Annotated in this window: 10 protein-coding genes; 8 read left to right on the top strand and 2 right to left on the bottom strand. The window is 67.4% G+C overall.

The window, feature by feature from the left end:
- Positions 1-2169, top strand: a complete 2169-nt coding sequence (locus EAO27_RS04330; RefSeq protein WP_242777461.1) for an RNA degradosome polyphosphate kinase — start codon at positions 1-3, stop codon at positions 2167-2169.
- 4 nt (positions 2170-2173) lie between these two features.
- The gene (locus tag EAO27_RS04335) at positions 2174-3652 is read left to right on the top strand and encodes a Ppx/GppA family phosphatase (protein WP_242777463.1); all 1479 of its coding nucleotides are present in this window, start codon (positions 2174-2176) and stop codon (positions 3650-3652) included.
- Positions 3653-3816: 164 nt separating this feature from the next.
- Here EAO27_RS04335 and rnd read toward each other — a convergent pair whose 3' ends face one another.
- Positions 3817-5016: a ribonuclease D gene (rnd, locus tag EAO27_RS04340; protein ID WP_242777465.1), complete on the bottom strand. Its 1200-nt coding sequence runs from the start codon at positions 5014-5016 to the stop codon at positions 3817-3819.
- A 107-nt stretch (positions 5017-5123) separates the two neighbouring features.
- On the opposite strand from rnd, the gene EAO27_RS04345 reads away from it, so the two are divergent.
- The 6 genes from EAO27_RS04345 (at position 5124) to EAO27_RS04370 (ending at position 11210) form a co-directional block, all read left to right on the top strand.
- A complete protein-coding gene (locus tag EAO27_RS04345; RefSeq protein ID WP_242777467.1) occupies positions 5124-5453 on the top strand; it encodes a hypothetical protein in 330 nt (109 codons plus the stop codon).
- Positions 5453-6964 (top strand): FAD-binding protein, encoded by a 1512-nt coding sequence (locus EAO27_RS04350; RefSeq protein WP_242777469.1) that lies wholly within the window; start codon positions 5453-5455, stop codon positions 6962-6964. Before EAO27_RS04345 ends, EAO27_RS04350 begins: the two co-directional genes overlap by 1 nt.
- 102 nt (positions 6965-7066) lie before the next feature.
- Positions 7067-8857, top strand: a complete 1791-nt coding sequence (gene aspS, locus EAO27_RS04355) for an aspartate--tRNA ligase (RefSeq protein WP_242777471.1) — start codon at positions 7067-7069, stop codon at positions 8855-8857.
- Positions 8858-8859: 2 nt separating this feature from the next.
- A complete protein-coding gene (locus EAO27_RS04360; RefSeq protein WP_242777472.1) occupies positions 8860-9735 on the top strand; it encodes an alpha/beta hydrolase in 876 nt (291 codons plus the stop codon).
- Positions 9736-9825: 90 nt separating this feature from the next.
- Entirely contained in the window at positions 9826-10611 is a 786-nt protein-coding gene (locus tag EAO27_RS04365; protein ID WP_242777474.1) for a polyphosphate kinase, read from the top strand.
- 62 nt (positions 10612-10673) lie between these two features.
- Positions 10674-11210 carry a J domain-containing protein gene (locus EAO27_RS04370; RefSeq protein ID WP_242777476.1) on the top strand — a complete coding sequence of 179 codons (537 nt, stop codon included), beginning with the start codon at positions 10674-10676 and terminating at the stop codon, positions 11208-11210.
- 48 nt (positions 11211-11258) lie between these two features.
- On the opposite strand, the gene EAO27_RS04375 is transcribed toward EAO27_RS04370, so the two are convergent.
- Complete coding sequence (locus tag EAO27_RS04375; RefSeq protein WP_242777478.1) at positions 11259-11999, bottom strand: pentapeptide repeat-containing protein; 741 nt, start codon at positions 11997-11999, stop codon at positions 11259-11261.
- Positions 12000-12072: the final 73 nt, after the last annotated feature.

Below are 12072 nucleotides of genomic sequence, written 5' to 3' on the forward strand. Positions count from 1 at the left end.
ATGTCGACAGCCGGCGGACCCTTGCGTGCAGACAATGATGCCGATGCCGGGCAGCCCCGCTTCGGCCCCGAACGCTTCTTCAACCGCGAACTCAGCTGGCTCGCCTTCAACCGGCGGGTGATGGAGGAGGCGCTCAATCCCGCGCATCCGCTGCTCGAACGGCTGCGCTTCCTGTCGATCTCGGGCAGCAACCTCGACGAATTCTTCATGGTCCGCGTCGCCGGGCTCAAGGGGCAGCAGCTCCAGGGCATCGACGATCCCAGTGCCGACGGGCGCTCGCCGGGGCAACAGCTTGCCGAAATCGAGGCCGAGGTGAACCGCCTCGTCGACCAGCAGCAGGGCGAGTGGCAGCGGCTCCACGATCTGCTCGGCGAACAGGGGATCATCGTCCATGGCGAGGGCTCCGACGTCGAGGCGCTGCGCACCCGGCTGCGCCAATATTTCATCGACCAGATCTTCCCGATCCTGACCCCGCAGGTGCTCGACCCCGCGCACCCCTTTCCCTTCATCCCCAACCGCGGGCTCGGTGTCATCTTCGACCTCGAACGCCGCACCGACGGCGAAACGGTCCGCGAACTGGTGATGATCCCGCCGTCGCTCGCGCGCTTCGTTCCCGTCCCGGGCGAGGCGGGGGCGTTCGTGCCGATCGAATATCTGATCGAAATCTTCGCCGACGTGCTCTTCCCCGGCTTTCGCGTCCGCTCGCGCGGGGTGTTCCGCATCATCCGCGACAGCGACATCGAACTCGAGGAAGAGGCCGAGGATCTCGTCCGCCTGTTCCGCACCGCGATCCGCCGCCGCCGCCGCGGGCGCGTCATCCTGCTCGAACTCGAAGCCGACATGCCCGGCGAACTCGCTGCGGTGCTCAATGCCGATATCCAGGGACATGAGGCGATCGTCGCCAAGATCGACGGCTTCGTCGGGCTCGCGGCGCTGTCGGCGCTGGTCGAGGTCGACCGTCCCGACCTCAAATTCCCCGCCTTTTCGGCGCGCTTTCCCGAACGCATCCGCGAGCATGGCGGCGATTGTTTTGCGGCGATCCGCTCGAAGGACATTCTCGTCCACCATCCCTATGAAAGCTTCGACGTCGTGCTCGCCTTCCTGCGGCAGGCGGCGGCCGACCCCGACGTCGTTGCGATCAAGCAGACGCTCTATCGCGCCGGCGACCAGTCGCCGGTGATCCGCGCGCTGATCGAGGCGGCCGAGGCGGGCAAGTCGGTGACCGCGGTGGTCGAACTCAAGGCGCGCTTCGACGAGGAGCAGAATCTGCTCTGGGCGAACCAGCTCGAACGCGCCGGGGTACAGGTCGTCTACGGCTTCATCGAGTGGAAGACGCACGCCAAGATCTCGATGGTCGTGCGCCGCGAGGGACAGCGGTATCGCACCTACTGCCACTTCGGCACCGGCAATTATCACCCCGTCACCGCGCGCATCTATACCGACCTCAGCTTTTTCACCGCCGACCCGCGCGCCGGGCGCGATGCGGCGCAGCTGTTCAATTACATCACCGGCTATGTCGAACCCGAGCGGCTCGACATGATCACCATGTCGCCGCTCAACATGCGCCAGCACCTGTGCCAGCTGATCGACGCCGAGATCGCAGCGGCCGGGGCAGGGCGTCCGTCGGGGCTGTGGGCCAAGATGAACAGCCTCGTCGATCCCGACATCATCGACAAGCTCTATGAGGCGAGCGCGGCGGGGGTTCCCGTCGAGCTCATCGTGCGCGGCATCTGCTGCCTGCGTCCGGGCGTGCCCGGCCTGTCGGAGACGATCCGCGTCAAATCGGTCGTCGGCCGCTTCCTCGAACACAGCCGCATCTGGGCCTTCGCCAATGGCGCGCGCCTGCCGCACAGCGCAGCAAAACTCTATATCTCCAGCGCCGACTGGATGCCGCGCAACTTCGACCGCCGCGTCGAATATATGATCCCGATCGAGAACCCGACCGTTCACGACCAGATATTGGACCAGGTGCTCGTCGCGAACCTGATCGACAATGAACAAAGCTGGGTATTGCAACCCGATGGAACCTATGTGCGCCTGACCCCGAGTGACAAGCCGTTCAACCTGCATCGCTATTTCATGACCAATCCGTCGCTCTCGGGCCGCGGCACCGCGCTGCACCAGCGCCAGGATGTGCCGACTTTGCTCCTCAACATGCGCGAAGACTGAAACCTTGCGTCGTACCCCCGCTCCGAAGGTTCACCGTTCGGCCGTCATCGACATCGGGTCCAACTCGGTGCGTCTCGTCGTCTATGAAGGTCCGCCGCGCGCACCCGCGGTGATCTTCAATGAAAAGGTCGCCGCGGGTCTTGGCCGCGGGCTGGCGATCGATGGCCGCATCGCGCCCGAGGACGCCGAGCGCGGCCTCTATGCGCTGCGCCGCTACGCGCTGCTCGCGAGGCATATGGAGGTCGCGGACCTGCAATGCGTCGCGACCGCCGCGGTCCGCGATGCGACCAACGGCCCCGACTTCATCGCCGGTGCCGCCGAGGCGGGGCTCGATATCCGCCTCCTGTCGGGACAGGAAGAGGCCGAGGCCGCGGGACACGGCGTGCTGGCGGCGATTCCCGACGCGCGGGGTATCGCGATCGACCTTGGCGGCGGCAGCCTCGAACTCGCGCAGGTCGCGGACGGACAGGTCGGACGCCGCAACAGCTTCCCGCTCGGCGTGCTGCGCCTTCCGGCGCTCCGCAAGGGCGGTCCGCAGGCGTTCGAACGCACGCTGCGCAAGATGCTGCGCGAAAAGGGCTGGCCGGGCGATTGTGCGGGGCAGCCGCTCTATCTGGTCGGTGGCTCGTGGCGCGCGCTCGCGCGCCTCGATCTCGAACTGACGAAGGACCCGCTCGCGGTGCTCGATCAGCACGCGCTGCCGCGTACCGCGCTGCGCCGCCTGCTCCGGGCGACCAAGCGACTGAGTTTCGAGGAATTGCGGGCGATCCCCGGAATGGCCTCGAACCGCGCCGCGACGCTGCCCGACGCGGCCGCGTTGCTCGCCAGCCTCGCCAACATCATCGACGCGCCCGAAATGACGGTCTCCTCGTCGGGGCTGCGCGAAGGCTTGCTCTACCAGGCGCTCGATGCCGCGACGCGCGCGCAGGACCCGCTGATCGTCGCCGCCGAGTTCGAGGGACGCCGCCTCGCGCGCTTCGCGCCGCACGGTCCCGCCATCGCCGGGTGGATCGCGCCGCTCTTCGCGTCGGAGGCCGAATCCGACAGCCGCATCCGGCTCGCCGCGAGCCTGCTCAGCGATGTCGCTTGGTCGGCGAACCCCGATTTCCGAGCCGAACGCGGCACCGAGATCGGTCTTCACGGCAATTGGCGCGGCATCGACATTCCCGGCCGCATCCTGCTCGCGCGCGCGCTGCACGCCGGCTTCGGCGGCGCCGACGCCGATTTCCCGGCGATGGGGACGCTGGTTTCGGAAGCGCGCCTTGCGCGGGCGCGCCAATGGGGACTTGCGATCCGTCTTGCGCAGCGCCTGACCGGCGGCCTCGAGGCGCCGCTGCAGGCGAGCCGCATCGCGCACGTCGACGGCAAGCTGGTCCTCGGCCTCGAGTCCGGCTGGCACCATCTGGCGGGCGAGTCGGTCGATCGCCGCTTGCGCGCGCTCGCGCAGACGCTCGACGCCAAGCCCGAACTGGTCCTGCTTTAGGATATCGTGCGTTGCATATGCACCGTTCGCCCCGAGCCTGTCGCGGGGCGTTCTTTCTTCCAACGGTGAAGGAAGAGGAACGGGGGTAGCCCTGCGGCCGCCCTCGGCCCGACGGGCTCAGCACAAACGGGCCCGGGGATGATGCGAATTTACCGCATGATGCTCTAGGAGGCGGCGTCGACCGGGGTTGCGGCAGCGGTGTCGATCTCGCTCATCACCAGCTTGCCGTTCTTGACCGCAAAGCCCATGCGTCCTTCGACCAGATCGAGCGCGGCATGGCCGAACACCTCGTTGCGCCAGCCCTGCAGCATCGGAATGCCGTCGCGGCGGCCGGCGGCGAGCGCTTCGAGATCGTCGCTGCGCGCGATCAGCCGGGCAGCGACATTGAGTTCGCGCGCGCGAATCTTGAGCAGCAGCTTGAGCAGGTCGGCGACGAGCACGCCTTCCTTGCCGAGCCCGGGGCCGCGCGGCGCACGGTCGGGCATGTCGTCGCGGCCGAGCGGCTGGGCATGGTCGAGCGCGTCCATCAGGCGGCCGCCGATGTCGTTCGATTTCCACGTCGCCGACAACCCGCGAACGCGGCCGAGCCCGTCCTGGTCCTTTGGCGGATGCGCGGCGAGATCGGCGAGCGTCTCATCCTTGACGATGCGGCCGCGCGGCAGATTCTTGTTCCGCGCCTCGCGTTCGCGCCATGCCGCCAGCGCCTTCAGCCGCCCGAGGACGTCGGGCTTGCGCGAGGGAATCTTGATCCGGTGCCAGGCCTCTTCGGGGTCGACATTATAGTTCGACGGATCGGCCAGCTTTTCCATCTCCTCGTCGAGCCAGTGGCCGCGGCCCGTCTTGACGAGTTTCTTGAGCATCATCGGAAAGATCTTCGCGAGATGCGTGACGTCGCCGATCGCATAATCGATCTGGCGCTTGTCGAGCGGGCGGCGGCTCCAGTCGGTGAAGCGCGCACCCTTGTCGAGGTGCAGCCCGAGCCATGCCTCGACAAGGTTCGAATAGCCGACCTGTTCGGCCTGTCCCAGCGCCATCTGGCCGATCTGCGTGTCGAAGATCGGGTGCGGCGTCTTGCCGGTCATGTTGAAGATGATTTCGACATCCTGTCCGCCGGCGTGGAAGACCTTGAGGATATCCTCATTGTCGACGAGCATCGCGAGCAGCGGCTGGAGGTCGATCCCGGGTGCCATCGGATCGATCGCGGCGGCATGCGCGCTGTCGGCGACCTGGATCAGGCAGAGTTCGGGCCAGAAGGTGTTCTCGCGCATGAACTCGGTATCGACCGCGATGAAATCGCTGTTCTTGATGAGGTCGCAGAATTCGACGAGCGCGGCGCTGGTTTCGATGAGCGGATGGACTTGCATGCCGCGCCTATACAGCTAGTTGACGTATACTGGCAGGAAAAATTGCCTGTACTCTTCGGGTCGCGGAGCCGGAATGCCGGCGGGGGAAAGACGAAGGGGATTTGGATATGATGTGGGCCGGCTGGGCGCTTGCGGCGCTCGCTATCATCCTGCTTTTCGGCCAGTATCTGGCGGGGCAGGCGGATGTTTTCGTATCGATCGCCAATCCGCGGCCGCTCGACGAGTACCGCATGGTCGTCACGCTGCGCTGGTGGGGGCTGGCGGCGGAGGCGCGACAGCCCTTCGTGACCCCCGAATCCGACCACGGGCTTTGCGACGTGCGGGTCTATGCGACGCGGCGCCAGATTCTCGTGGCGCTCGCGACCGCGGGGCTCGTGCGACCGGTCACCGTCGCATGGCGCGCGCATGCCGGCATCCTGCCGCTGGGAGACGCGTGATGCCGATCGTGCAGCTTGGCGAACCCGGCGACTGGACCAATTATCACGGCACCGGCGTGTGCGAGGGCGCGACGCGCTTTGCGCTGCGCAGCGGCGATGCCGCGCGCGGACGCGACGAACTGGCGGCGGCGGCGGCGGCGGTGCACGACTGGCTCGCGCGTGCGCAGCAGCAGGGCCGGCGCGTGCGGCCGCTGGGGGCTGGCTGGTCGCCGTCGAACGTCAACATCTGCGCCGACGCCTGGCTGCTCCACACGCGCCGCTTCAACCGCTGCTTCCGCATCGGGGCTGCCGATGTGCGGCCGGGCATCGACGCGTCGGGGCTGATGCTGGTCGAGGCCGGGGCGCTCGTCGACGAGGTGTCGGACAAGCTCGAGGAACAGGGGCGTTCGCTGTGGACCAGCGGCGCGGGCAACGGCCAGACCTTCGCGGGCGCCGCCGCGACGGGCACGCACGGGTCGATGGTGGCGCACGGCGGCATTCAGGATCATATCCGCGCGGTGCAGGTCGTGACGCCGGCTGGCATCCACTGGGTCGAACCCGCGGCGGGGGTGATGGGCGACGCCTTCATCGCCGCGACCGGATCGGTCCCGCTGCGCGACGACGACGTCTTTGCCGCGGTTCAGTTGCCGGTGGGCGCGCTCGGCATCATCACCGCGCTCGTCGTCGACAGCGTGCCGAAATTCCTCGTGCGCCCGATCCAGAATCTGCGGCGCGTCGACTGCGCCGCGCTCGACTGGCTCGCGGCGGGCGATTTTCGGCGCTTCTCGGCGGCCTATGCGCTCGACCGCGATCCCGACTTCGTCCAGATGATCGTCAACCCGTACAAGCCGTTCAAGCGGCCGGCGATGCTGCGCTTTCTCTACCGCGAGCCCTGGCGGCCCGACTATCCCCACGCGACGCCGGGCGAGCTCGGCGCGGGGTATGACGCGCTCAGCCTGCTCGGACGCCTGCTCGACGACTGGCCGTGGGCGCGCGGCGCGCTGCTGCAATTCGCGATGAAGCAGGGCTATGCCGCGGGGCCCGATGTCGACGATCCGCCGGTCCTCGGCACCTGGGGCGAGGGGCTCGACACGCATCGTCCGCTCGCCGACCTGTTCAACGCCTCGGTGACGATCGACCGCGCCGATCTTGCGCATGTGTTCGAACTGATCTGCGCCGTCTTTACCCGCCACGGCGGGTCGACTGCGGTCACGGTGCGGTTCATGGAACGCGCGGAGGGGCTGCTCGCGCCCGCGCGTTTCGCGCACAATGCGGTGATCGACTTCGACGGTCCGCGCAGCCAGCGCACCGCCGACGCCTATGCGCGCGTCGTCGAACGGCTCGATCGCGAGGGGGTGGCCTTCACGCGCCATTGGGCCAAGAGCTGCCGCCTCGACGCCGCCCGCATCGCCGCCGACTATGGCGCGGACCTCGGGCGCTGGCGCGCCGCGCGCGACCGGCTGCTGCCCGATCCGTCGCATCGCGCGCTGTTCGGCAGCGCGGTGCTCGACGGCTTCGGCCTGACGGTCTGAATCCGCCTCGACCCTTGACAAATGGCGCGCCGACCTGCCTTAGGCGCGGCCATATCGGCGCGTATTTCCCGCGCGCCTTCCCGGACATTGAAAGACCCTGAAATGCACGCCTATCGTACCCATACATGCGCCGATCTTCGCGCCGCCAACGTCGGTGAGGAAGTTCGTCTCTCTGGCTGGGTGCACCGGACGCGCGAGCATGCGAATGTCCTCTTCGTCGATCTGCGCGACCATTATGGCATCACCCAGATCGTCGTGGAGACGGGTTCGGACCTCTATCCGACGGTCAATGCCCTCGGCCCCGAATCGGTTCTGACCTTCACCGGCAAGGTCGCGGCGCGCTCGCCCGAGACGCTCAACCCGAAGCTCGCGACCGGCGAGATCGAAATCTATCCGAGCGCGGTGACCGTCCAGTCGGCCGCCGACCGCCTGCCGCTCCCGGTGTTCGGCGAGACCGAATATCCCGAGGAAATCCGCCTCACCAACCGCTTCCTCGATCTCCGCCGCGAGCGGCTGCACAAGAATATCGTGCTGCGGTCGAACGTGATTTCGTCGCTGCGCCGCCGCATGATCGATCAGGGCTTCACCGAATTCCAGACGCCGATCCTGACCGCGTCGAGCCCCGAGGGCGCGCGCGACTATCTGGTGCCCAGCCGCGTCCATCCCGGCAAATTCTATGCGCTGCCGCAGGCGCCGCAGATGTTCAAGCAGCTGCTGATGGTCGCGGGTTTCGACCGCTATTTCCAGATCGCGCCCTGTTTCCGCGACGAGGATGCGCGCGCCGACCGCAGCCCCGGTGAATTCTACCAGCTCGATTTCGAGATGAGCTTCGTCACGCAGGACGACGTCTTCGCCGCCATCGAACCCGTGCTGCACGGCGTGTTCGAGGAATTCGCCGATTTCGACGGCAAGGGCCGCACCGTATCGCCGCTGCCGTTCAAGCGCATCCCGTACCGCGAATCGATGCTCAAATACGGCAGCGACAAGCCCGACCTCCGCAACCCGCTGCTCGTCCATGACGTGGGCGATTTCTTCAAGGGATCGGGCTTTGGCCGCTTCGCGACGATGGTCGAGGAAGGCCAGGTCGTCCGCGCCGTCGCCGCCCCCGAAACGCATGAAAAGAGCCGGAAGTTCTTCGACGAGATGAACAGCTGGGCGCAGTCGGAAGGCTTCCCGGGGCTCGGCTATGCGACGCAGAAGGACGGCGTGTTCGGCGGCCCGATCGCCAACAACCATGGCCAGGACGGCATGAAGGCGATCGCCGACGCGATGGGCCTCGGCCCGAACGACGGCATCTTTTTCGCCGCGGGCGTCGAAGCGAAGGCGGCGAAACTCGCCGGCCTTGCGCGCACGCGCGTCGCCGATCAGCTGGATCTCATCGACAAGAGCCGCTTCGAATTCTGCTGGATCGTCGACTTCCCGATGTTCGAGGCCGACGAGGACACCGGCAAGATCGATTTCAGCCACAATCCCTTCTCGATGCCGCAGGGCGAGATGGACGCGCTGACGAACAAGGATCCGCTCGATATCCTCGCCTATCAGTATGACATCGTCTGCAACGGTGTCGAACTGTCGTCGGGCGCGATCCGCAACCATCGCCCCGACATCATGTACAAGGCGTTCGAGATCGCGGGCTATTCGCAGGCCGACGTCGACGCGAACTTCAGCGGCATGATCAACGCCTTCAAGTTCGGCGCGCCGCCGCACGGCGGGTCGGCGCCGGGCGTCGACCGCATCGTGATGCTGCTCGCCGACGAGCCCAACATCCGCGAAGTCATCGTTTTCCCGATGACCCAGAAGGCCGAGGACCTGATGATGGGCGCACCCGCGCCGGTCAGCGAAAAGCAGCTCAAGGAACTGAGCATCCGCATCGTGGACGGCCCGAAGGGCTGAGCATGAGCGACGCGTCGCGCGAGCACCGGCTGGAAACGCCGGCGGGCGAGATCAGCTGGTTCGAATGGGGTGTCCCGTCGGACCGGCCGTCGGTGCTGCTGCTCCACGCGACGGGCTTCCACGCGCGGCTGTGGGACCGCGTTGTCGCGGCCCTGCCCGCGGGGACGCATGTCATCGCGCCCGACAGCCTCGGCCACGGGCGCAGCGCGAAGCCGCCGGCATTGTTCGACTGGTCGGTCACCGCCGATTTCCTGCTGCCGCTCGTCGATCGCTTCGCGGGCACGCCGCTCGTCGGCTGCGGGCACAGCATGGGCGGCTATCTGCTCACCCGGCTCGCCGCCGAACGGCCGCAAGCCTTCCGGCATCTCTTCCTGATCGATCCGGTGATCATGGAGCCGGGCTTTTATGCGGGCGCCGCCGATGCGCCGCTGCCCGACCCCGCCGAACATCCGGTCGCGCGGCGGCGGAACCGCTGGGATGGCTGGGAGGCGATGGCCGCGCATTTTGCGCAGCGGCCGCCCTATATGCACTGGCAGCCCGAGGTGCTCGGCGACTATTGCCGCCACGGCCTGCTGCCCGCCGCGGATGGCGAGGGTTGGGATCTCGCATGCCCCCCCGCGGTCGAGGCGTCGGTCTATCTGAGCGCGCTGCGTACCGATCCGCACGGCTGGTTCGGACGGATCGCGGCGCCGGTCAGCGTGATCCGCGCGCGGACGGGCGAGCGCGCGAACGGCCTCGATTTCTCGGTCAGCCCGACCTGGCCCGGGCTTGGCGCCGCGCTGAACGCTGCGCGCGACGAACATTGGGCCGAACGCAGCCACTTCATCCCGATGGAAGACCCCGGGCGCATCGCCGCACTCATCGCCACGGCGCTTTGACGCATCTGCCCGGGGCCCGTCCTGTCCCAAAGGGCGACAGGCGGCGATCTCGGCCTTGGTCTTCGGCCGTCCCATCGGTTAGGGTGCGGCATGACCATTTCGCTCTCCGACTTCGAATCCGGCGCCAGATATGACGGCGCCTACGCCGACGACCTTGCCGCGTTGCAGGGCCGTCTCGAACGGTTGCAGGCGGCGCATATCGCGCACCGGCAACGCAGCGTCATCATGCTCGAAGGCTGGGATGCTGCGGGCAAGGGCGGAATCATCCAGCGGCTGACCGCGTCGCTCGACCCGCGCTTTTTCGAAGTGTGGCCGATCGGCGCCCCGAGCGAGGAGGAAAAGGCGCGCCATTTCCTCTGGCGCTTCTGGAAACGGCTGCCGGGCAACCGCGAAATCTCGATCTTCGACCGCAGCTGGTACGGCCGCGTGCTCGTCGAGCGCGTCGAGGGTTTCGCGAGCGAGGGCGAGTGGCGCAAGGGGTATGACGAGATCAACGAATTCGAGGCGCAGCTGACCGGCAGCGGCACGCATCTGGTCAAGCTGTTCGTGCACGTCACGCAGGCGGAGCAGGACAAGCGCTTTGCCGACCGGCTCGACGATCCGTGGAAGCGGTGGAAGACGGGCGCCGAGGATTATCGCAACCGGTCGAAGCGCAAGGCGTATCTGGCCGCGATGCACGACATGTTCGAACAGACCGATACGCGCTGGGCGCCGTGGAAGGTGATCGACGGCAACAACAAGAAGGCGGCGCGGATCGCCGCGCTGACGCATATCGCTGCCACGCTCGAGGCGGCGGTGCCGATGACCCCGCCCGATCGCGACCCGGCGGTGGTCAAGCTGGCGCACAAGGCGTTCGGATACGCGCCGAAGGACTAGCGGCGGCGGATTTTCGGTCCGCTCGGCTAGCCATTGCGACACCCGCTCGCTACATGGGGGGCATGAGCCGCGCCAAGAGATCCGACGACTGGGGTTTCCCTCGCTGGCGCCCCTATGGGGCGTCGCGCGAGGCGCAGAAAGTGCGGCTTTGCGACCGGCACGGCTGCACAAATCCCGGAAACTGCCCCGCGCCCAAATCGCCGAACAGCCCCGAACGCTGGTATTTCTGCGAGACGCACGCCGCCGAATACAATCGCGGCTGGGACTATTTCGCCGGCCTGTCGGCCGAGGATGCGGCGGCGCGCGCCGAAGAGGAAGCGCGCGGCGCGCGCAGCTATGCCAAGGCGCAGCATTATGCGTGGGGCGGCTCGGGCGACGGCTCCCGCAGCGCCGACGAGATGCGCGCGCTCGAAGTGCTCGACCTCGAACCCGATGCCGATTTCGAGGCGGCAAAAAAGGCGTGGCGCGCCCTGGCCAAGGAAACGCATCCCGACGTGAAGCCCGGCGATGCCGGGGCGGCGAAGCGTTTCGCGGCGGGGCAGGCGGCGTTCGAGGTGCTCAAGCAGGCCGAAGAGCGCAAGAGCTGGAAACCGTCCTAGCATCCCGACCCGCATCCGGCGACCGTCGCCGCTCGATCGGTCCGCCGATCATTCGATCGAAACCTCCAGCCCCATTGCGGCGAGCAGCGCCGATTGCTGGTCGGCCGACACCATCATTCCCTCGATGCTCGCGGGGGTCTTGAGGTCGAACCCGGCCAGATCGGCGCCGCGCAGGTCGGCGCGCGCGAGTTTGGCGCCCGCGACCGGCGCATGGACGAGGTCGCAGCCGCGCAGGTCCGCGCCCTCCAGATCGGCATCGAACAGCACCGCTTCGCGCAGGATCGAGCCCGACAGGTCGCAACCGGGCATCCGGACGCCGTTCAGATCGGCATATTCGAGGTTGCAGCCGCGCAAGGTCGCCGCCGTCATGACCTGCTTGCGTCCGAAGATACGGCTGAAATCCGCCTTGTGGAACGCCGCGCCGCGCAGGTTGCACGCGTCGAATTCGATCCCGAACAGCGCCGACCGGTCGAATTTGGCGAACGACAGGTCGCAGCGGACGAATCGTGCCTGCTCGAGGCGTGCGAAGGCGAATTGCGCGCCGGCGTGACCCTCGTCGTCGAGGAAGGAACAAGCGTCGAAAAGCGCGTCGCGCAGGTCGGCGTTGGCGAAGCGGCAGCGGATGAAGCGGCACTCGGTCAGGCGGGCATCCTGAAGGCAGCTGCCGGTAAAATGGACGCCGCGCATCACGCAGCCGCTCAGCGTCGCGCCCGCCAGATCGACATCGGTGAAATCGTGCCCCGACAGGTCCAGGTCGCGAAGGCGGCCTCCGGGTTCGAAAATCGTCATCGCTTTCCTCCGTTGCGCCGCCGCGCCGCGCCGATCCCGTGGGTGGGCGATGAATAAGGACATATCAAGAACA

Source organism: Sphingopyxis sp. YF1, assembly GCF_022701295.1.
Classification (GTDB): domain Bacteria; phylum Pseudomonadota; class Alphaproteobacteria; order Sphingomonadales; family Sphingomonadaceae; genus Sphingopyxis.